Origin of the sequence: Oceanispirochaeta crateris (assembly GCF_008329965.1) — a bacterium.
GTDB lineage: Bacteria > Spirochaetota > Spirochaetia > DSM-2461 > DSM-2461 > Oceanispirochaeta > Oceanispirochaeta crateris.
In genome coordinates this window covers 610,305-634,158 of sequence record NZ_CP036150.1, presented here as the reverse complement: position 1 = coordinate 634,158, position 23,854 = coordinate 610,305, and the positions used below count along the sequence as shown (strand labels likewise).

The following is a 23,854-nucleotide window of genomic DNA, read 5'->3' as shown; positions in this document are numbered from 1 at the left end:
ATATTAATTAAACTTTTTATACTGCGCAAACTTCTGACTTCCCGATAATGTAATCGCCAAAGTGACACTGAAGGGACGATTTTTTTCATCATAATTACTACTATAATATGTACCGTCCCGGTCTCCCACTACGATGGGAACAGACAAATAGACAGACAGATCATTATAGGGTTTGAAACGAACGCCTGGTGCCCATTTACCAGTATTAGAACTAAAGTTATACAGAAAACGACTAAAAAGGTTTATATTACGAAGACTTGTATTGTAATAGAGATTGAATGCTGTATTATGCCCCTTGATAAAAGGACTAGTTTCATCCTCGGTCCAGCCACTGTCAGTTTCCTCAACTACCGTATAGACCTCACCATTATAGAAATATTCCAAGTTTACAGTCAGCTTGTCTTTCAAAAAATCATCTACCAAACCAACACTACCCGAAAAGACTGCATCTTCCATATCAGTTTGATTTGGGACTGAAACCAGACCCTGCAGGAAGAGCTCTGTGGAATCAAAGAGAGTTGTTTTTGCTGTTACAATGGTCCTTAAGGGCATTAGTTCCTGGTAAAAAAATCCCACATTGACATCAACTGAGGGATAGGCAAAGTTGTATTTGATACCATACCCTAAATCACCCGCTTCCAGGTTTTCAATATCACCATCAATGCCCCACCCGCTTCGAACCATTGTCAGAAGTTGTAGCCCTCCTAGACCCAAAGGAAGATTCATTCGGAAAGTATAGGGATCACCACCACTACCATCTTCAGGAAGCCTGGATAACAGGTTTGTATAATTATAATTTCCACTGAGACCCCATGACTCGGCATACTGCCCAAGCTTGAAAAAAGCCATATTGGAGAGATTATATTCTGCCCAAAAGCTATCAATTTCAAACTCATAAGACGGAAAATCAATGGAAAAAGATTGATAAGCTCTCAATCGCGGGGTCAATTGAAAATCAAAAATAAAATCTGATGTCAAATCAGCCCCGACAACTTTCGTAAAAGTTTCATCTTCATTTTCCCAATACCAGGGTGATTCACTCCATCCTGGTGAAAATCCTGCAGCAAATGCATATTTGACAGTGAGACTCCCACCGGTTTCTTCCTTCAGATCATCCAAAACACTCAGTGTTTCTGGCTGTTCGCTTCTATCTGAATTTTCTTCAGTTGAGGTATTTACTTCTGAAGATGTGTCATTAAAAAGATCATCGATAGATTCTATTGTAACATCATCCAATGGAACTGATGAATCTGAGTTTTCCTGTGCAAAAAGATAGGTAGTGATGATTAGAATATTGAAGATAAAAAAGAGCTTTTTCACCTGTTCATGCTCTCCAGAAAACTCTTCGAAAAGACTGAATCGGGCAGATCATTCAACGAAGGTTTGTCAATTGTTATTTGTGTCTTCTCATTTTGAAACTTTCCATCTATACGGGCACCTCGGAGGGCATCTACAAAAAGTATTCTCTTGGGGACAAATACATCTCCCAGTTTATAATAATCGGGTATTGCTGTTGTTCTTAAAAGCTGACCGGATAAACTATAGTCTTCTGACTTTCTCACCAAACCGTCTTTACTAATCCAGAGTTTCATTTTTGGATATGTAACTTCATCATTATTGGCTTCCAAATTCAGAATCCAGCAGTCGTAACGCCCCAGCATCCCTTCTGTTCCTGAAACAACATCGTAATCAAGAGCCAGGGTGGACTGAGTAAAATCTGAATTCCGTGCATTGGTATTCTGAAACCTGTCACTGCTGCTGGTGGAGTTAAACTTCCTGGATTCAGGATCGAAGAACCATAGTGTGTTTTTTTGTTTGAGATACCCCTGCCCTTTGTTGATGGAGGGTTCTTTGATGAGGATAACATAGGTTTCTATGCTGTCACGCCTAAAGACAGCAGCAATTGTTGTTGTCGGAGTTTGGCCGGGTTTGACCTGGACGATGGTGTACTCGCCGGAAAAATCATGTCCAGGATAATTGACTAGACCGTCGGCTTGCTTCAAAAGATTTTTAAAATCAACTGCTGAAATATTCACTGTCATTAAACAGATTAATATAGTCATTATAATGTTTGTTTTTTTCACATTTAATCTCCAATAATCATTGTAGCTCTATTATTTAATAAATTCAGGAAGTGTGAAGTTACTATTATTTTCAATATGGTTCATTAGTTCCTAGCACCAGACAATATTTCGGTGAGCGGTTTATGTGACGCAATATAGACGGGAAATGCGACTGTCGGGATAACAGCAGCGAGTACTATAAAGCTGTTGATCATCGTAGTCCGTAAAGAGAAAGAGGGAACAAGACGGCCATCCTCCATGAATATTTCAAAACTGGGGATCATAGTAAAAGAGAAAAAACCGGTAATCCAGATAATAAGCCTGGCAAAGACAAATCCCGAAATTATTGAAAACAGAAAGAGGATGAGTGTTTCTGTCATCAATAGGAATACGACATCATGGCTTTGAAACCCAACTGACTGAAGAGTTCCAATCTCTTTTTCACGCTCGTGAAGGATGAGACGAAACGTGACTGCTACGGAGACAATGATGATAAGAAGCATCATGAAGTATAAAAAATAGGCTATTATATTGATGGCCGAGAGGAGCTCGGAAACTTCCGAAAGATAAACAGGAAGGGTTATCACAAAGAAACGGGTCCCCTTCCAGGATTTATTATACTCCCTGGATAATTCATCCCTGTCAGTTGTTAAAGGAGCATAGTTTGCCTGTGAATTTACCAATGCCAACTGCAGTTTTTCAGCCTCTTGCTGTAGCCTGCTCCCCTCTTTTAGATGAATGCCAATGGTAGAGCCTTCATTTTCTCCAAACCCGATAAGCCGGTTTAAAACAGCTTTATCCATATAGCACTTGTAGTACCCAAAAATGGTGGCGTCATCCACCACTGCCTGAACCACAAAATTGCCGGTGTTTACCTGCCCTTTTTTTGTTTTAACCTCAAATACGATGCTGTCTCCCACATGGAGCTGCAGTTCTTCTGCCACGGGACTGGAAACTATGATTCCCTTTTCTGTATCCCAGGCACCAAAATGCCCCTGAGAATATGCTAAATTGCTGAAGTATTCTTTTTCATTCTCCCAGTCCACGCCCAGAGTATATTTATGTTGGACAGATCCTCCGTTAAAATGAACAATACCGTCTTTTCCCACCTGGGTACGGACCACTATATGTTCAGCCTCAATACCAGACTTATCAATAATTCCTAAAACAGAATCTACATTGGGAATTTCAAATTCCATTCGGGATTTTGTCCGTCCGACCAGGGCCATATCGCCTGCATAGTGGGATTGGGCAGCTTTATATACACTCTCTTCCATGCCAGCCTGCAAACCTGTGATGGATGTGATAATACCATAACCAAAGCTCAGAGCGATAAACAGAAAGAGGTACCTTCTGAAATAGCGGATAAAGTAGCGTGAGGCCATTGTAGCCAAAGAAATAAGTTTCATATTACCCCCTCCTGACCGCTTCCATGGGATTGATCCTGGTAGCCTTCCAGGCCGGAAAAGATGTGGCTAACAGGCCCAGCAGAACGGCAAGGAACAGTGCCTGAAGGGCCAGTGTCCCTGAATAATTAACTGTTAGAATAGGACTACCCATAAGAGCGGCAATCAGATTGTGGGAAATGGGCCATTTTAAGGAGTTCAGATAAAAAAGAAGCCCTTTTCCAATGAAGACACCCGCAAGACCTCCCAAAAGAGATAAAATCAGATTTTCCTGATAGAGCAGAGAGAGAATATATCTGTCGGACGCCCCGATAGACCGGAGTGTGCCCATTTCGCGGGTTCTTTTAAAAACAGAGATTAATATGATATTGATAATGGTGACAATTCCGGCTATCACCACCAAGAGCATGCCACCGTAAAAAAGAGCCTGGATCAACAAGATCATTAAAGCAGAGTTACCTGCGGCGGTCTGCCATCCTACAGCCTTGACTCCTATATCCTGAAGCCTGGAATTCAGACGGTTTTGTACTGCGAAAGGAGATGCTCCGTCCTTGAGGCGTAAAATTAAAAAATTCCAATCTCCCCCGGTCAAGGAAATCGATTCGGCATCATCATCTCTGGCAATATCTGCCTTCAAATTGGAGAGCAGATCTTCCGGGTCTTCCGACTGTTGGGCCTCATCTACGAGACTGAATCCGCCGAAAAGATCATCCAGATCTCCATCAAGCAGTTCCATGGCATTCTCAGAAACCTCAACAGGCACTGAGGCTACAGTTAGTACAGCAGAGAGGGCACGGACTGTTTGAGGATCTGATATGACAACTTCCTCCATATAAGGGCCGGGATTGGTATAAGAAAAAACACCCACAAGGGGTACTTCCTGGATCTTAAAGCCTGTCTTACCCGCAGAGGTAAGCCGTACAGGTATACCAATTTCAACAGGATTCCCCGACTTTTTCAGGACTGATGCGGCCCGTCCTGAGGTAATCATGACCCCCGCTTCTCCTGGAAGGAGCTTTCTGCCCCGTTCTACGTTTATACCGGGAAACAAATCAAAATAGCTTTGTGCTTCAACACCCATCAGAGGAACAGCTGATCGCTGACCTCCAAGATCCATGACGGCTTTACCTGAGACCAGACCTGCCTGAAAAGCGATATCCGGCTCCTCTTTGACTATAGACTTTACATTGTCATAGGCCGGAAGGGAGGGAATAGTAAAAAAATCGTCGATAATGGGTGTATTAGCCCCAAAGAGATTCATGGAAACCCGAGATTCCTTCTGAATAATCAGATCTCCCGTCAAATTATCCACATAGGTCTTGCGCATTCCTCTGACCGATTGATCAATTAAACTGGTTCCCAGGAAAAATATAAGCGTAATGAACGCTACCAATAAAAGAAGGAGAAAAGAACTACGCCTGTTACGGAGCAGATTTCGCATAGCCAGGAAGAATATCACCGTCTCTTCTCCGATTCTATTAGACCGTCCCTTAGAAACACCACATGGTCCGCCCTCTCCCAGATCCCAGGATCATGGGTGGAAAAAATAAAGGTGGTACCTTCTGTTTTATTAATAGTTTTCATCACCTCCAGAACTCGTTCGCCCGTGGCAGTATCCAGATTAGCCGTAGGTTCATCTGCTATTACAATGCGGGGTTTAGTGGCCAGGGCCCTGGCAATGGCGACGCGCTGCTGCTGACCTCCTGAGAGTTCCGAAGGTTTGTGACCCAAGCGGTCTTGCAGGCCGACCTCTTCCAGAAGATGGTTGACCCACTCTCTCCGTTCAGCCTTGGGCATTCTGTTTTTGCCTATTACAAGAGGCAGCTCAACATTCTCCATTACATTGAGAACCGGTAGAAGGTTAAAGGACTGAAAGACAATCCCGATTTCTTCATGTCTAAGACGGGTGAGTTCCCTGCGGTTCATTACCGCCGTGTCTTTGTCGTTGATAAAGACCTGCCCTTGTGTTGGCGTATCAATCAAGCTGATGATGTTCATTATGGTGGTTTTGCCTGAACCAGATGGACCTGCAACAGAAACAAAATCTCCGGCGGTGATTTCCAAAGAAACGCCTTTAAGAGCGTGTACGGAAAGCTGACCCAAAGGGTACGTTTTAACGAGATTGTGGATTGAGATGACTGACATATAAACTAATCCTTTTTGAAGGCTTTTCTGATTTTGGCCATTCTTTCCTGGTCCTTCTTTAAATTACTTATGAATTCAAAAATGAAGGTCATAAAGATAGACAAAAAGAAAACTGCAAAAAAGATTATTATGGCTTTTTTCAAATAGCTTGATTTGATTTGACTTAAAGACATGCGATTATCTGAAACAAGGCTGTAGGGCTCTTCAAACAGAATAATGGCAGAAGCCTGGTTGACCAGTGCCTTTTTGGCAGTGGTATAGGCTGCAGTACTCATTAAAAGAGTATTATTATCAATAGATTGTTCTGAAACCTTTAGTATTAAATCCTCGTATCCTTCGGCCAGTGCTTCCATTTTCGGTTTCAAAGATAATATGATTTGATTGTTTACAACATTATAGAAATTATTTAGGAATAATTCTGCTATTTCAGAATTGCTGTTTTTAAAGACTAATTTTATAAGCTGGGCTGTTGCATAAGGCGGTTTAGGGTTCTGAACTTTGTACTCATCAATGACTTCGAGGGGAAAATTATTTTCCAACCAGTATAGTGCTTGAGATTTATTATTATCACCGAGGATATCTATGCCGCCGATTCTTTCATAACCCGACATTTTCATAGCCTTATAGATTGAAGTTGTACTTTGAAGAAGTGTTACTAAATCGTAATCTACATCTACTATATCAAGGACAGGACCAGAGACAATTTTAGTAATTGTTTCAATAGATTGTTTTTCTGGTGTCCGATCAAACTTCCAGGATGGGAAGAAAAGATATCCTATTGCAAGCAAACCAAAGGCTACTATATTGATAGAAAGAAGAAACTTTCGGTGTTTAATAAGAACTATTAAGAGATCTAAAAGATCAATTTCATCATCTGTAGAAATCATCTGATTATCAGGCATATTTAAACTCATCCTTATTCTTAGATTCTTAGGATTCTAAACCAGTATTACATGCTTTACAACTACTTAGCACATACAGAACTGCACTAAGTAACTGTGGCTTATATCTCTATTATATAGAAATCAACAAATGTACAAAACCATTTGTAACATCTCCCTTTTACAGATATGTTTAAGAAGAACTATTCAAGCTGTAGATCTTTTTGTTCTGAAAGGAATGTATTCAAATGCTTTATTAGGATGATAAATATTATTTGTCCATAACCATTTGGTCGCAAAATCCTGTGCATGAGGGATAGATTGAATGTTAGTTAAATCTAACAATTCATGCCTTACTGTTCTGTTAAATCTTTCAATATAAGCATTTTGAGTTGGCTTTCCTGGCTGAATTAATTTATGTTTAATCTCCTTTATCCCCATCTCTTTTTTATGAAATGGCTTTACCACTTTTTTAAGAGCACCTGTACAAGTTCAGCCTTTAAGCGTTCTTCTGCATACATTTATTTCTGCTGAGCATTTTCAGATTCCAGTTTTTTTTAACCTGGACATCAAAGATATATCCATACCACCATATTTGGATCTCCACTAGTAAAATAAAGCGATACTTATACTATTTTTATGATAAAACTCATTAACTGGGATTCAATTCTCTGCCTTTTATGAATTGCCATGATCTGGCTATCTGTTAACCTAGATATTTTCATTTAGAAACTCCTTCATTTAGAATAAAGATATTTTCTATTTTTGGCGATTTCTATTTTTTAAGGGATTTACAGAGCTTTACACAAATTTATTTTCAATCTCAAATTAAAAACTCTCACTCTAAATAAAATCAAGATAATATACTCTCTTCTTGGTTATTTTTGTTAAATTATATATAAGTCATTATTTGATTAATATTGCTATCTAGTAAGAATACAATTTCATTTTTCATCATAATTTTTTAATATTCGACTTACTAAAAAGAATTTAATTTCTTTACATCTAAAAACCATCTTAAAAATTAAATAATTTATTGTATTTCTTAGCAATAAATTCCCATTTATATCGCCTATTCGAAATTTCTTTCATTCTTAATGCAATTTTTGTAAGATCTTCAAATAATAATTTATTCAATTCTTCTGAATCACGCCAATAAAGAGCTTCATTTTCAGTAGTATTGCGATTATAAATACAATCATATGCCAATACAGGTAAACCAAGATTCATTGCTTCTACTAATGAAGGGTTTGTTCCACCAGCAGAATGACCATGTATATAAACAGTAGCATGACACCGTATGAAATTAATACGATTAATATCATAAATGGGACTTAAAAGTTTAATATTGTTAAAACTTGAATATTTCAAATACAGTTCCCTCGCATATTTGCTGTTATTCCAATTTCCTACAATAACAAGGGGATACGGATTTCCACCGGACTCAAAAGCTTTTATAATATCAGAGATATTATTTTCCGGTTCAATTCTACAGACTGTTAATGCATAAGGTTTCTCACAAAATAAATACTCTTTTGCAAATTCGGAACTATTATTTTGTTTTGCATGATTGCTACCGTACTCAATAAGCTTTGATGAAACTTTATATTTTGAATCAATGTAATCAGTTATTCCAGCATTATCCCCTATTATTACATCTGAATACTTTACTGCAATTTTCTCTGAATAATGTAAAAAATATTTAGCCATCCTCTTCCATTTTGCACGTTTCCATTCTAAACCATCAATATTGGTGATGATTTTACCTTTATAAAATATTCTTACTAAAGGTAAAATGGAACAACCTGATACCCCTAATATTAGCAAAACATCAGAGTTTCTTGATCTAATGATTGATATCCAGTCATATAAAATACTCCAAATACCATTTGCCTTAATATTAATATATTTTAATTTTGCACCTTTATAGATTTGAGTTGTTTTAGAATAGTTTTTTTTTGAACAAAAAATTGTATATTCTACATTAAAAGGAATATAATCCAAAAGATTTTCTACAAGGGATTCAAATCCACCATAGCAAGCAGGAACCCCAACAATTCCAATCACTGATACATATATCATTATATACTCCATTAAAATTTTTATATTTCAATTAAAAGACTAATAGAAAATGCATTTTACACTAGTTAACTTGTATTTAGTATGATCCTGCCCCGAAAAAACGGAGTATCAGTTAAGCCACATTTCCCGTTTCATAATACTTACTTTCTTTCTCATCAGGAGTCAACCAATTATTTGCTGAGTGCTTCCTGATCCTGTTGTAGTAAATTTCAATATACCAATAAAGATCCTTATTCAATTCTTCCATCGTTCGGTATTTCCGGTGATAAATCAATCGTGTTTTCAGTGTATGAAAGAATGATTCTGCAACGGCATTGTCCCAACAATTTCCTTTTCGGCTCATACTTTGGACAGCATCCACTGACTCTAAAAGGGATCTGAATTGTTCTGATGCATACTGGATACCTCGATCGCTATGAACAAGCATTCCCTTTGGATTATTATTCCGATATAGATATTTTTTAAAGGCATTACAGGTAGAGTCCGCAGAAAGACTTTTGTTAAGATCCCAGCCAACAACTTTACGAGAATAAAGGTCTATAAATACAGATAGATACATCCACTTGGATGCAACCTTGATATATGTGATATCCCCAACTACGGCAACATTGGGCATTTCTGGATTAAAATGACGATTCAAAATGTTGTCAGGAATCCATTCTTTATGATCTGAATCTGTTGTAACGACAAACTGCTTCTGTATCTTTCATCTAAGCCCCATTTCCTTCATAAGAGCTGCTACACGGCTTCTATAGACAGTTTTATACTGAGGATCATCATGCAAATCCTCTGTGATCAAAGGACTTCCTGCCATTTGTTTGTGCTTAATATAAAAAAGCTCACTGATCTTGGTCATCAGTTTTTCTTTGGCTATCCTTCTGGAAGATTTTGATCGTCCTTGCCAGTCATAAAATCCGCTCTCAGAGACATTAAGATTATGGCACATTCTCACCACCGGAAATTCAGAGCGACACTCTTGTATAAAGAAGTATTTCATTTCGGTGTTTTGCTGAAAATGGCCAATGCTTTTTTTAATATATCGCGGTCCATCTCTGCATCATAAAGCTGCTTTTCAAGATCTCGAATCTTTCTTTGATCAGGAGTCAAAGCCTCGATTCCATTACCAGGAAATGCCAAGTTACCATTTGTTGAAAGTTGACGCTTCCAGTTCCCAATCAAACCATTAGCAATTCCCAAGGATTGCTCTACGCTGTGAGCTGTCCGACCTGGTTCTTCTGAAAGTGCTATCGCGTTTCTTTTGAATTTTGCATCATAGCGACGTCTTTTTTTCTCATTCATAGTTATTACCTCATTTTATTAAAAATCGGTCTTAACTACTACTCCGGGAAATAAAGGCAGGATCATACTGTTCTTCAAAACACAGGTCCCTCTTAAAGATATCAATGATCGGAGTGTCAGATTTTTCTGACTTTTTAAGTAGAAACTCTATTAAATAGAATAAGAAGAACTATACATTTGACAACCAATAATTTTCGGAGGAATTACAAGATAAATTTCTAATTAACAAGACATTTTTTATATAAATATCACCTGAAGTAGGATAATTAAAAAATGTTAATTACATTATCTATTAGTAAATTTTCTTTTAGCAACTATCAATATAGTATTTCGAATACCTCTATTCTGAATTGTTAATATTCGATATAAAAACTTGTATTTCCATGAAAGTTTTTTCATCTTTTTAATAAAATAATTTAAATCATCCTTCTCAACAGCTTTTTTGTAAAAAAAATGGCTTTTTGTAGAAATTTCCTCTCTCATATCCTGAATTTTTTTTCTCAAAAAAGGGAAATCATCGGAAGGTTCAACTCTTTTATAAGGATACCACTGTCTTAATTTATCTTTTTTGTAAAGTCTATATGCTAATTCATCATGCGTATGTCTATAGTGTGCATCTTGAGAGTTCATGATACTCTCAATCCCGATAGTATCTAACTCTAACTTTTCAGAATCAATTCCTTTCTGTATTATTTCATTAATTACAGGATTTCTCACTATAATAACATTGTTCCCATTACTATCATTTATATAATTGTCCAACCACGCATCACCAAGTGTTATATCAGCGGTTTCATTCATAACATCATCAGTAAAATCTGATGCTAGCACTTTAAAATAGCCCTGACCCCAATCATGGCCAATTAATTCTTTGATGGGTCTTGAAATAATTACGTCTTTACCTTCAATTGTTCCTGTTATTTCAACACCATAAATATTAGCAGGTTTATCTGAATACTTTTTTCTAAAATTTATGTATTTTAAATTTCCAGGTTTTACACCCATTTGCCACGCTAAGGCATCTGAATATTTACTACTCTTCTGATGTCCACATATTAAACCTACCGTAAACTTTATTCTATTTTTGATTACTTCGTCTTTTTGAGCTAACAACCTGATAGCCATAATGAAACTAGGTATCCCAATAACTGCATAACGACCGGGTACTTCTTTAATCTTTTTAAGAGCTTTTGATAATTCAACAGGATAATATTTTGTTCTAGAACCGGCTTTTACCTCTTCCACATTTCTAGAAATATCATATTTATATATTAAAGGAATTTGTTCGTCTTGATTTTCTTTTACATGAATAACTCCATCAATCAAATCATTTTCAAAAAGTTCTTTAAATATCCAAGTGCCCATTCCCCCTGAGCTCCCATTTAATCGATAATCCCCTTCTCTCACATGACCAGCATATAATGAAAGATAATACCCGATTCTTTTATCAAAATTAATATTTTCAACATGTTCATAAAGTTGTTTTGATATCATAGATTCATTTACATTTTTATTAAAATTTGGAGATACAAAATTAACTGTAGAAGCAATATCATAATCATCACTTTGTGATACAGTTTCTTCAAAACATCCATATTCATTAAGTTCCATATGAATATTCTCATCCACTAAAGCAATCACTCCGCTTGCTTCACTATATTTTTTAAATTCATTAAACTCTTTAATATTCATTACAAGACCTTCCTATTCAAATATTCACAATATAAAAATCACAGATATCAAAACTATAAAATAGTAGCAGTCAAAATTAGGTTGTTAAGTACAATACTTTAGATTATATTATTAATCCTGCTTCAGAAAAGCGGGACGCTAGTTAAACCAAATTTCCAGATTCAGAATACTTACGTTCTTTTTCATCGGGAGTCAACCAATTATTTGCAGAATGATTCCTGATCTGGTTATAGTAAATCTCAATATACCAATAAAAATCCTTATTCAACACTTCCAAGGCTTTGTATTTTCGATGATAGATCAGTCTCCTTATCAGTTACCATTTGTTGAAAGTTGACGCTTCCAGTTCCCAATCAAACCATTAGCAATTCCCAAGGATTGCTCTACGCTGTGAGCTGTCCGACCTGGTTCTTCTGAAAGTGCGATCGCGTTTTTTTTGAATTCTGCATCATAGCGACGTCTTTTTTCTCATTCATAGTTATTACCTCATTTTATTAAAAATCGGTCTTAACTACTACTCCGTGAAATCAAGGCAGGATCATGGAACATTCCACAGCCATATTTTAAGTTCTTTTTAAGTATCTTATATATCTTTGATTATCTCACCATCATCATTTGGCTTTCTATCATAGAGATAAGTAGATCGTGGTATTTGAACTAAGCGGCATGCTCTTCTTATTGATAACCCGAAGTATTTCACAATATGCTTTACAGTATCTCTTTTTACTCCGGGTCGCAGAACTTTTTTATGATTTCCTTTTGAGCCATATTATCAAGTGATAAATTGGCAACTAGTCTTTTTAGGTTTTCATTTTCTTGTTCTAGTTGTTTTAATCTAGTAATCTCTTTTGAAGTCATATCTGCATATTTTCTCTTCCAAATATTAAAAGTATTCTCGCTGGTCCCGTATCCTCGGGCAACGTCACGTACCTTTTTTCCTAGTTTTGTTCTCCCAGAATCTTTACAATCTGTTCTTCTGTATATCTTTTTTTTATATCAGCCTCCATTATATTTCTTGCTGAAAACTAATCGAGGTTCTGATGCAAATTATTGGGAAAAAGTCAATATCTTAACTGGACTCAAATAATAAAATCCGACATCTACTCTATCTAAAATTATTTTATAATTATTCAATATATCGATATATATTTATGAAATTCTCTGTAATTGCTAATCATATAATTTTTATGATTTTAAATATATGACTAATTATAAATATAAAAAGCGACATATTATTTTAACTATTTTTGTATTTTATATCATTTTTAAGATCAATTACTGCTATATAATTATTTTTTATATAACTTGCTAGTAAATATTTCTTTTAAAAAATGTTTTTCATCTTTATTAAGGCCAAAGAAAAAAACGAAGCTAACAGTATAACTTACAATTAACAATACAAAAAGTATTGCCATCAAAATATTATCAAACTCACAAAAGATTAAATATGTTAGGAGGAAACTTGGTAAAACAACCAACAAAATTGGTCTAAAAACATTTTTTACATATTTTACAAAATTAAACTTACTATTTATTCTCCTATAGAGAATTATCCTTCCAATTGTTATTCCAACTGAAATAATTATACTTATTGTAAATGGCAAAATCGGATCAAGAGTGATTTTTAGAATTAAATAAGCAGCTGGTATATTTAATATTTGTAGCATCCCTACAGTCAACTGATAATCTCGAACTTTACCAGTGGCTGCTATAGCTGTACCAATTGGACTTGTAATGACTTGTATAAGCATGTCTAAAAGAATCAGAATAATAAATTCAACTGTATATTCAGGAACAGTTTCACCAAGCCATAAGTGAAGTATATACCGCATATTGAATGTAAATGGTAAAATAATAATATATAGTAAGAAAAAAGACATTTTTGAAGAAGAATAGACAAGCATCTCCAATTTATCATATTCTTGTCCGGCATATGATTTAGTGATTTGCGGATTCACTGCACTCATAAAACTCGAAGAAAAGGAATTTATTATACTACGTACTTGTGTCGCTAATGCACGTGCAGCATTTACAGAACCTCCAAAAAACATGTTTAAAATAATGTTAAGTCCCTGTATTTTTCCAACACTTCCCGCGGCTCCGATAAGATTCCAATTCATGTATGAGAATAATTCCTTATATCCTGAATACTCTTGTTTCATCTTATAATTCAAAAAATTATATTTTTTTTTAGTATATACAACATATAGCCCATTTGTAAGAAACGAGACACCTAGAGATAGTAATGCCAAAGAGATGAGTTTGTCCCAAGGTGAAATATATAGCATAAATGCTACAATCACTTTTGCTAAACCATCAAATACTGAAATTATTGAAAATACCTTAAAATTTTCATCCGCTATAATAAGACCTGTAAATGGTAGCGCCATAACAGTAAATGCAAAATTGATAAGCGAAGCCTCATAAACTATTAAGCAAGGAAATAGTCTACTATCAGGTATCACTAGTCTATTTAATACAAACCAGATACCGAAAGTATTAAAAATAAAGATAGCAGAGATAACAAACACCAAAAAAAGATTAAAAATGAGCGAAAAATAGCGACTAAGTTCAAACCAATCACCTTTTTTTAAAGAGATGGCAAAATACCTTTGTGAAGCAATCGACATTGATGCAGTGATAAAAGAGCTTAACAATACAACACTACTCATGACATTATTTAATCCGTAATCTGTTTCTCCAAGAGCTTGAAGTGTTAGTTTAACAGTAACTAATGAAACAATTGATAGTATGCCTAATCTAACATAAAGAGTAAGTGTATTTGTAAAGACTTTTGCAGAGCCTTTCATTCATCATCCTCAATAATTACATTTTGAATAAATGATAAAGATTTTTCTTTAAGTTCTTCAATTCGATTATCAATTTTGCTATAGTCCCAATCCCAATCGGCTTTTTCTTTGAAGCTTCCTTCTTCTGTTAGAACTTGAGTTAATCCTAAAAAGTCAATAAAAGATGAGGCTTTATCCATTATAAAAGGTAGTGGATTCATGACAATTCTCTTTTTGTAGATGAGACTAAAAATTAAGCCATGATATGTACAAGTCATAACGACCTCTGCATGCTTGAGATAGGAGCACCATAAAAAAGGATGCAGTTTATCTTGTGTTATCGTTATATCACACCAATTGAAATGATCTCTCAAACTATCAAGACAAATTATTTTTAAATTATGTTCTTTTGCATATTTTATAACTTCAGTAATATTCTTTTTGGTAAAGTAGCTCCCATAAACGATGATATACTTAAAATCGACTGGCCTAATAGGTATATTATTGTCATCCCAAAAATCCCATAGGAAAGTAGGATCAATGACTATAGTTCCATATTTTCCGGTAATTTGTTTAACCAATTTAGCAGATTTTTCATCCCGAACAGATACATGCTTCATCTTGTTCAGCCCATTAATTACATATTCAGGAACCTGAATGCCTTTCTTTACACTCCCAAAGCTTGCAGCATACGAGATTACTTCTTTAGTATTAAGACCAATACCAAAAAAACGTTTATCCATTTTATAAATAGTTCGTGAAAAATCCCAGATTATATCGCTACCGACAAAAACATAATCAAATGATGTATTTAAAAACTCTTGATTGGTCAGTTCTCCGGTATTCTTAATATCTTTATAATACATAATAAACTTTTTCGTTCTTTTAATTTCTTTTATTCTTAATAAGCTCTTAAAAGCTAGCAAATAAAATTTTGGATTAATTAAAAACAAATGAGATCTAGTACGAGCAGCAGAAATAATTCCATAATAAAGGTCAAGATGAGATTTCTCAGCATATGCAATTTGGTAAATATCATCACTTTTAAAAATGTTCTCTAGAACCTTTTGTAAAGCATAAGCCTGTAGAAAAGTTCCATAATTTGGTACATTCCAATGCGTGTATATACCGATTTTTCTCATACGTAAATACTCCTTTTGATTTGCTCTACATTTAATTAAAAACAATACTTAATTTTACATTATATAACACTTTCTAAATATTGCTCTATTAATTTAATTGTCAATCGACAGCCTTTGAACTTAATACAGATAATGCCATGAAGCTAAAAGTACCATAACACACAGCTGTATTAACCAAATAAGGTTCAGTTAAAACAGAAATTGTCATTGTTGTTATCAGGGATAATAAAGATAGTTTTATCTCTAATTTCTTAGTTTTATTCATACTTTTTATGGCTTTAAAAAATATCATTGTATATCCCAAAATACCAAGAATTCCATTTTTAATCAAAATACTCAATAAACCCATCTCAACAGTTCCCTGCCAATTTATCATACTTCTAACAGTTGTATTATATTCAGAACCTTTGAAGACCTCTGCTGCATTACCAAAGAATAGGACATGATAATTTTCTCTAAACAAAATAATCCACCCTAAAAGCCCATTAAGTCTATGACTAAAAGTCCCGCTATTTAGTGCGATTTTATTAAAAAAATAATAAAAACAACCAATAAATAACAAAATAATTATAGAAATTGATATATTACTATTTAATTTTATCAATTTGATAAAATATTTCAGATTGATAAATACAAAAAAAATTATAGCTAAAAAAATTGCTCCACGAGAATTGCTTAATATGAAGAATATTGTTTCTAAAAATAGAATTAAAAAATCAATTTTTCTTTTAGATACAAATTTCCAATATATAAGTATAACACTATAACTAGCTAATAAAATAAAGCCAAAAATGTTCTTATGTAGAAAACCAGCCGTCAAAGCAAAATTTAAATAACCTTCATTGACTGTACTAAAAATTGATGAACCAGTAATAAGAGCTATGAAAAAAACTAAAATTACACCCAAAAAAATACCATGGGCCCCAGCTCTAAGATCTTGGAAATTGCTAGTAATTCCTTTAGAGAAAAGTGCAAATATAATAATTAGTATCATTGTTAAAATTAATTTCAATCTTATAAAATTATTCATATTCTGAACTAGTATTCCAATAAATAGAGTAAAAACAATTATAAAATTAATTAATGTGAAGACTTCTAGCCTAAAAGAGCGATCCCTAAAAAAAGATGTTGTTGTTTTAACTAATAATAATAAATATGCCAAATATGCAAAATATTTATTCATGCCATTTAACATAAATATACTAGAAACACTTATGGTCAGTAAAAAGAATGAAATACATATAATTAGTTGATTATAAACTTTCCTAGCCATAAGATTCACCTTACATTAAATAGATTGGTTCTAATATAGAAAATCATTGTATAAATCACTATTTAACTTATTTAACTTATTTATCTTGTTTTACAGAAAGTCTGTTTCGAATTGAATTGATAGTTTTCTTTATGCCATTTTTTTTAGTATAGGACAATCCTGTGCACAATAAAGAAGGTATAAAAAGAATTAAACTCCAAATCATTAAGAAGGGACCAATTTTTTGTAAATACTCTCTTTCACTAATAATTATTTCTTTATTAATGATATATGGCTCTAACTTAGTTTTTACATCATTTACCTCAACCCCATTTGGAACAACGATATACTTGTAAGGCAAAAATTTTAACCATTCAGGAGTAATAAGCAGACGATAATTAACTTTTAAGAACTTCAATTCATTAATTTCAGTTACGTAACCCCTTACATTATACATACTAGTCAATAAAATGCTTCGATTTGAAGGATTTGGAACAAAAATATCAGATTCAGTAAATCCATCCAACCATAGGATAATAGGCTTGAGGTACGGTTTCTCCTTATGTTTTCTTTCAAGGTTGTAAGTTCTAATAGCCATTTCTTGACCAGTATGCAGAACACTTTGAATAAGCGAATCTTCTGAAGATATGCTATATTTTAACTTTATTGATTCTGGCTCACAAAATGACAAATTCAAGGGATTGTAAATTACATTTTTCGGATAACCTGAATATGATACGTCAATAGCTGTTTCTAATAAACTTCCACCACGCTCAATTATCGCTAATTGATTAGTTCTATGCGAAGTTTGTTTTGTGGTGAGTTCCATTGAAACGATTCCACGCATTACATAGCACATCAACTTTGATGTTAAATGAGTATCGCTAATTATACGATAATGAGCTATAAATAATTGTTTTATTTTCTCTATTTTGGGGTTGCTCTTGCCAAAAACAGTGTGATGTCCAGCAGAAAGTGTCAGCTTCATTTCTGAAAAATACTTTGCTGGAATAATAACTTTTGTTACCTCAGAACCATCAATCTGATTATATGGAGGTTTATCTAAACTATACAACAAACGCTTTGGAATAAAAGCTTCTGTGACATCATCTTTATCAGAAAGTACATACCAACGCCATGTTATATAATAAATACGATCTAAACTAAGATTTTCTAACAGAGATCTAGGATTATCAATTCCGGAAAGAAATTCATCAGCATCTAGCGGAATTATAATATCAGGAACTATTTCATTCAGTATTTTTTTGATATATTTATTATCCAAGCGAAATTGATTGTAAGATTCTAAAGACTCATTAAAAACGTGTATTTTATAACCTTCAGAAATTAAGCTTTGAATTATATCAATAGTATTATCTGTACAACCATTATCAATAATTACCATATGGTCAAAAAAATTATAATTATACCTGATAAAAGATTCTATCATTTCGCCTTCATTATTAACCATTGTTAAGGAGACGATCTTCATTTAATTTTTACCACCTTTATTATTTTGTTGTAGGAAAAGTACTTTATAGAACATTTATTTAATTGAAAACCGCTGTTTTCATAAATAAATACTAAACAATACACTATGATACCGTCTCATGGTATAATTTTAACATCTAGATCAAAAAAATGATATGTAAAATTCAATAGTGCACATACACAAGGAATTTCAATCGGTGCAGACAATTTTTTACTTGATCTATTTAATTAGCTAAGCCAGGAGATATACTTTGTGTTATGATTTTAATTTTTCTTTAAGTTAGCTTTATGAAAAGTCAAGGGTAAATATTGCAAATAAATACAATTGTTTCCATTTGTATTTAATGAATTTATTAACACTTTTAATATTTACAGAATTATTTAATTTAAAACTAATTTATTTGAACAAATTTTACTTCAGTTTTTGTTGCTTCTTCAATTACTATATTCTCAACTATCTTGTCAAATCAAAATATTGAATTTCATAAATTCATATTACAACTATTGGTCAATTTCTCAGACATAATCGATCTTACATATGCGTTCAGAAACTAATTCAAACTAGATGACTGATATAGTAATATATTTAATTAAATTTACCATTTTTTATCATTTTTCACAAATTTCAATAACTTAAATAATATTCATATTTTACACTTTAATGAATATTTTCATATACATTAAAAATAAAGAGAACTCAAAATACTATATCATTATTATTAAAATTTGCGTTAAACAAACCCGTAAAATATGCCCTAATTTTGATTTAAGGAATCCAATAAACTTATTTTATATATACACTTTCCTAATACTACCTCAAAAATCTTTATTACAGTGACACTAATAAAAACAGTAGAAGTATAGATTAAAATACTAGTAAATACATTAGAACTACTTCCCATATTATTTTTTAAATAATCTAATGGTAGGACATGAGACAAGTATAGTGAATAACTCCAAGATCCGACAAAAAGTAAAACTGACTTTAATATTCTTAATTTCTCCCACAGGTTCACATTTATTACAAAAACCGATGAAACAATCCAGGTTATCAAAATTTGTAAAATGGTGTCTATAACACCCAGTCCACGGCTATCTACAAATGGAGTTTTCTTTACTGCTATTAATATTAACGATAATAGAAGCATGTTGATTGCTGGACGTAAACCTTGAATTTTTGAAAATCTTGTTTTAATTTGTTTAGGATAAGCACCGGCGATCATCCCTAACGGGAAAGTTGCAAATTGCCAAACAAAATTTCGATTAAAGTCTTTCAAAATAATTATAACAATACTAATCACAATCATTACAGGTATTGAAAATTTTAGATTGTCGACCTTTCCAGCGATAAAGAAAAACATAATATACCAGTAAAACAAAAGAACAAGATACCAATAGGAACCTTGAGGTAACAGAATTAAAAAAAAATATTTTATTATATTTTTGGTTTTTAAACTATTTCCGAGAAGCGACTGAAAGACTAAAAATATTATGACAGCTAATGCATATGGTATATAAACCTTAAAAAATCGTCATGAGAAATAATGTATGAGTCCGTTTTTTATATAAGAACACATAAGACCATAGCCAGAAAGAAATAAAAAAAGAAATACCCCTATAGGACCGAGTGGGTTTACAGCACTAATTTTGAACACTTGCCCAATATGTTGAAAGATTATCATACTTATCCCAAGACCTTTTAAAATCGTTGATTCTTCCTTGCTTATAAGATCACTCACAATCACTCCTTTAGCAATTAATATTTCATAAACCTCTATACCTGATAACCTTAGCAGGGCTGCCCATGGCTACTGCACGATTCGGCACGTCATGCGTCACAATTGAACCTGCACCGATAACAACTCCTTTCCCGATTGTCACACCATCGAGGATTATCACATGACTTCCAATCCAACAGTCATCTCCTATTGTGATCCCTTTTTGCCTGACCCCTTGATTTTTAATATTAACTTTTGTATCAGAAAAAATATGATTTTCAGCAAAGAGACTACACTTAGGGCCAAACATAACATTTTTACCAATAATGATTCTCCCTGAACATCCTATATATCCCATTGGTCCAATGGAGGAGTTTGCCCCCATCACTAATCCTGTGCCACAATCTCCTCCATAATAGCTTGAGGGACGGATCATAACTCCACGACTTATAGTTACGTTATCCCCGAACTGCAAACCTTCATTACAAAGACCGTGTATCTCAGTAAAATCTTCAAACTTGACATTTTTTCCACACGTGATGTGTTTTCCATGAGTGATATGCACATGCTTACCCACAAGAAAACTCCCTTTTACTTTCTTCAGAAATAACCTAAACCAAAACCCTCTTAATAATTTTATTCCTGCACGAAAGAGGATACATACTTTATCTGCACTGCTAATTTTATCATTAAAATTTACCATTTTACTATTCTCCAGCTATTTGAAGCTTTCTTATCCGCTTACTCTTTATTCTTCTTATCAAGATTTGTAAAGCTAATAATGGTAGTCTCAACACTGAGACTCTCACATGAAATATACTGTAAAAGAAGTTTATTGAGTCTGTATATCCCGTAAAATCAAAAGAACTCTTCTTTTTGAGAAAGATGTAAACAATATAACGGTCTGATATATAGGAAAAATTATCTCTTTTAACTTTTAAAAATGTTTTCTTTGAAATATTTCCGTCACGGAATAAGTTAAGGATTATAGAAATATATTCTACAGCGAAGGCATTAAACAAGTCATAAGAGCCTTTAAATGCCCAGTTTGTCGGAATCTCGTGTAACAAAATTCTATTATCAACAATATATTCTTCGTGATCTCTTCGTAAAAATAAAATATCAGTATGAGGAAATAGATTGTTAAATTTAATCTTGTCAAGAAGAGCAAGATCTTCTTTCCACAACGCAATCCCTGCCGACCACGAAGACCAATAAGAAAGAGTACAAACGAACTTATCGAATGAATTGTTAACTGTAATCTCTTTCCTCAGATTTAATAATTTACCATTACTGAAATATACAACAGGCTTATTTTCCATATTCTCTAAGGCAAAATCTATAAACGCCTGTAATGCACCTGGTAGAAGCACCATACGATGATTGATAAATTTTAGAAACAGGCCACGCGTAATTTTAAAAGATTCTATCTGATTGAGAAAACCCTCAGCTGATGTCTTTTTATACACAAAATTTGTTTTCGTAGAGATATATTTATTTATTGCATTCTTGAATTTAAGATTTCTACCATTATCAGTAACAACTACCTCATACAATTTTTCATCCACATTCTGAGCATAAATACTCTCTAATACTGGGATCAACCACTTGATAATACCATTTGTTGGAATGCATAGAGACACCACAGGATTAGACATAATTTTTATCCAAAAATGCAGCTGTCATTTTTATACCTTCGTCCAATGGAACCGTGACTGGATTTCCAAACAAGTCTATATAACGGGTAATATCAAGATAATTAACCGGAACATCAACCGTACGTGCTTTATCAAATACAATATTGAGTTCAATACCTAATGTCTGTCCTATCAATCCCAGTATTTGTTTAATACTAATCCCTTTACCACTACCTAAATTTACTAATTTTATATCTCCATTAACTATATTTAAAATTCCAGAAACAACATCGTCAATATAAATGAAATCACGAATAACAGTTCCATCACCATAAACATGTATAGGCTCGTGTTTTAATGCTTTATAAATAAAAGTAGTAATCGCTCCCAGCTGCCCATTTGGTCTTTGATAGGGACCGTAAGGATTTGCAAGGCGTATAATTCTATAATCAAGCTTGTATGTGTAATTGTATAAATATAGAAGGTTTTCAATAGCAATTTTTTGAACACCATATGATGTGATAGGCCTGGTAGATGAATCTTCTGAAATAGGGCATATTGCTTCACATCCATAAACAGTCCCTCCTGAAGACAAAAAGACTACCTTATGTACATTCTGTCTTACACATGCCTCCAAAAACAAAGAAGTTGTTAATACGTTGTCTCTTAGCTCAAATGGAATGTTTAAGTTTGATTTAGTAGGGTTTGAGGAACTAAAAAAATGGTAGACAACGTGCTGTCCATTGAGCAATCTATCAAAATCTGTTTTTTCATTAAAATTTACAATACGATAATTAAAACCTAAACCCATTTTTCTATGTGGTTCAAAAAATGAATCAACAGTATCCACAAGTGTTATTACATTTGATTTATCTTCTGCTAACTTTATTGCAAGATTCGTTCCTATAAACCCTGCAGCTCCCAAGATAGATATTTTCATATTTGACCAACCATTATAAAGTTAATTTCTCTTAAAAACACTTTTATATCCTTATAAATAATAACTGTTAGTTAGACAAATTGAAGTTTTTTCTTAATATTATCTTCAGTTTCTGTCTATTCGAATAAATGATTTTACTATACTCCATTTTTAACCGGTGAATTCTCCACGGACTGTTAATTACAAATCATTCAATTATTTTATTAGAATATCAAATATATTTTAAGAAGTTACTCAATGTCTATTTTAAAATAACAAAGAACTTCACATATTATTGATCAAAACCTTTTTCTACAGCTATTTCCATTTATATTTGTAAACCACTAGTATTCTAAAATACCTCAGAAGCAACTCTAGCTGATTGGAATCAATCGAAATAAACGTTTCCACTTAGATTTGATCAACTGAGAGGAAACATACTGACAATATAAAAGACTTTCCATTTTCCAACATCTACCATCAATATTTTTAATATATATAGTTTTTTTTATTTGTTGGGTATTTAATACATTGATGCTTATATTCTCCGTCACCTGTTCTATCAAACAACGATACCAACCATTGTCCTCAACTTGCGAAATAAAGCTCTAGGAATGTCTTTGTGAATTACTAAAGCTTAAAAAAATAATTTTAATAATAACTATAACATTTTTATCAGAATGCAAATTCCTCCATACTGAAAGATCATCACCAGCCAATAAAAGTCATCATAATTACAGGATATTTCTGTATTAAGCATACTGACAGTATTATTTAAATATTCTGATAATAATGCATCAAGAATCTATCAATTAATACAAAAACCATTTGCTACATCTAAAAAATTGTTCTTGCAAAATATTACAAGCTCATTAAAATTTAATAGATTCAAAATTTTTCAACAAAGATTCTTCACCGTATGACTATTTAATCTAAAGTTTAAAGTTGTCCAAACTTCGTAGAGCAGTCTTATAGCTAACGAGTTTGAATCTAAAAATTACAATCTTAGCCTTTCATATTTTAAAATACCAATTTAATAAAAACTGATCACGTCCCACATCATAATGATCTTCGGATTCTTGTTTTTTAGTAAGAAAGTAAGCAATTGAATATATTAAACTAAGACATTTAAACTGATTTACCATAAGTACTCATTTTGTCATGGCCAATATTAAAAATACCACTTTCCCCTCTAAAGATGACATAGTCAATGCTTTTTTATTCTCACTCGCATAACAATACCCTTAATTAGAACCGATACAAAACTGCATTCTTAATAGTTCTTTTAGGATTTTCTCGCAAAGGCCTACAGATCTCAGCTATTCATTCAGAAATCAA

16 protein-coding genes and 4 pseudogenes are annotated in these 23,854 nt (G+C 33.2%); all 20 read right to left on the bottom strand.

Going from position 1 to position 23,854, the window contains the following annotated elements; all coding sequences use genetic code 11:
* Positions 1-3: 3 nt before the first annotated feature.
* The 20 genes and pseudogenes from EXM22_RS02905 to EXM22_RS02810 all read right to left on the bottom strand — a co-directional run bounded on the left by EXM22_RS02905 (position 4) and on the right by EXM22_RS02810 (position 22,537).
* Complete coding sequence (locus EXM22_RS02905) at positions 4-1,320, bottom strand: hypothetical protein (protein WP_149485065.1); 1,317 nt, start codon at positions 1,318-1,320, stop codon at positions 4-6.
* Entirely contained in the window at positions 1,317-2,084 is a 768-nt protein-coding gene (locus tag EXM22_RS02900) for an outer membrane lipoprotein-sorting protein (RefSeq protein WP_246157070.1), read from the bottom strand. The genes EXM22_RS02905 and EXM22_RS02900 overlap by 4 nt, the downstream gene beginning before the upstream one ends.
* Before the next feature lie 83 nt (positions 2,085-2,167).
* Positions 2,168-3,472 carry an ABC transporter permease gene (locus EXM22_RS02895; protein ID WP_149485064.1) on the bottom strand — a complete coding sequence of 435 codons (1,305 nt, stop codon included), beginning with the start codon at positions 3,470-3,472 and terminating at the stop codon, positions 2,168-2,170.
* A gap of 1 nt (position 3,473) precedes the next feature.
* The gene (locus tag EXM22_RS02890; RefSeq protein ID WP_149485063.1) at positions 3,474-4,910 is read right to left on the bottom strand and encodes an ABC transporter permease; all 1,437 of its coding nucleotides are present in this window, start codon (positions 4,908-4,910) and stop codon (positions 3,474-3,476) included.
* 14 nt (positions 4,911-4,924) lie between these two features.
* Positions 4,925-5,614, bottom strand: coding sequence for an ABC transporter ATP-binding protein (locus tag EXM22_RS02885; RefSeq protein WP_149485062.1), 690 nt, complete (start codon positions 5,612-5,614; stop codon positions 4,925-4,927).
* 5 nt (positions 5,615-5,619) lie between these two features.
* Positions 5,620-6,516, bottom strand: a complete 897-nt coding sequence (locus EXM22_RS02880) for a hypothetical protein (RefSeq protein ID WP_149485061.1) — start codon at positions 6,514-6,516, stop codon at positions 5,620-5,622.
* 186 nt (positions 6,517-6,702) lie between these two features.
* Positions 6,703-6,912: pseudogene (locus EXM22_RS18560) on the bottom strand (integrase core domain-containing protein); the annotation flags it as partial.
* A gap of 600 nt (positions 6,913-7,512) precedes the next feature.
* A complete protein-coding gene (locus EXM22_RS02870; RefSeq protein ID WP_149485059.1) occupies positions 7,513-8,577 on the bottom strand; it encodes a DUF1972 domain-containing protein in 1,065 nt (354 codons plus the stop codon).
* A 112-nt stretch (positions 8,578-8,689) separates the two neighbouring features.
* Positions 8,690-9,876, bottom strand: a pseudogene (locus EXM22_RS02865) (IS3 family transposase).
* A gap of 285 nt (positions 9,877-10,161) precedes the next feature.
* The gene (locus EXM22_RS02860) at positions 10,162-11,568 is read right to left on the bottom strand and encodes a Coenzyme F420 hydrogenase/dehydrogenase, beta subunit C-terminal domain (RefSeq protein WP_149485058.1); all 1,407 of its coding nucleotides are present in this window, start codon (positions 11,566-11,568) and stop codon (positions 10,162-10,164) included.
* Positions 11,569-11,880: 312 nt separating this feature from the next.
* Positions 11,881-12,024: pseudogene (locus EXM22_RS18555) on the bottom strand (transposase); the annotation flags it as partial.
* 267 nt (positions 12,025-12,291) lie between these two features.
* Complete coding sequence (locus EXM22_RS18550; protein ID WP_149487913.1) at positions 12,292-12,552, bottom strand: transposase; 261 nt, start codon at positions 12,550-12,552, stop codon at positions 12,292-12,294.
* Positions 12,553-12,857: 305 nt separating this feature from the next.
* Complete coding sequence (locus EXM22_RS02845) at positions 12,858-14,378, bottom strand: lipopolysaccharide biosynthesis protein (RefSeq protein ID WP_149485057.1); 1,521 nt, start codon at positions 14,376-14,378, stop codon at positions 12,858-12,860.
* The gene (locus EXM22_RS02840; RefSeq protein ID WP_149485056.1) at positions 14,375-15,499 is read right to left on the bottom strand and encodes a polysaccharide pyruvyl transferase family protein; all 1,125 of its coding nucleotides are present in this window, start codon (positions 15,497-15,499) and stop codon (positions 14,375-14,377) included. The genes EXM22_RS02845 and EXM22_RS02840 overlap by 4 nt, the downstream gene beginning before the upstream one ends.
* 100 nt (positions 15,500-15,599) lie before the next feature.
* Positions 15,600-16,772 (bottom strand): hypothetical protein, encoded by a 1,173-nt coding sequence (locus EXM22_RS02835; protein WP_149485055.1) that lies wholly within the window; start codon positions 16,770-16,772, stop codon positions 15,600-15,602.
* 76 nt (positions 16,773-16,848) lie between these two features.
* Positions 16,849-18,201 (bottom strand): glycosyltransferase family 2 protein, encoded by a 1,353-nt coding sequence (locus EXM22_RS02830; protein WP_342780282.1) that lies wholly within the window; start codon positions 18,199-18,201, stop codon positions 16,849-16,851.
* Between the two features lie 796 nt (positions 18,202-18,997).
* Positions 18,998-19,762: pseudogene (locus EXM22_RS02825) on the bottom strand (acyltransferase family protein); the annotation flags it as partial.
* Between the two features lie 244 nt (positions 19,763-20,006).
* Positions 20,007-20,663 carry an acyltransferase gene (locus EXM22_RS18465; RefSeq protein WP_149485052.1) on the bottom strand — a complete coding sequence of 219 codons (657 nt, stop codon included), beginning with the start codon at positions 20,661-20,663 and terminating at the stop codon, positions 20,007-20,009.
* A 4-nt stretch (positions 20,664-20,667) separates the two neighbouring features.
* Entirely contained in the window at positions 20,668-21,618 is a 951-nt protein-coding gene (locus EXM22_RS02815; RefSeq protein ID WP_149485051.1) for a glycosyltransferase family 2 protein, read from the bottom strand.
* Positions 21,611-22,537 carry an NAD-dependent epimerase/dehydratase family protein gene (locus tag EXM22_RS02810; RefSeq protein ID WP_149485050.1) on the bottom strand — a complete coding sequence of 309 codons (927 nt, stop codon included), beginning with the start codon at positions 22,535-22,537 and terminating at the stop codon, positions 21,611-21,613. The genes EXM22_RS02815 and EXM22_RS02810 overlap by 8 nt, the downstream gene beginning before the upstream one ends.
* Positions 22,538-23,854: the final 1,317 nt, after the last annotated feature.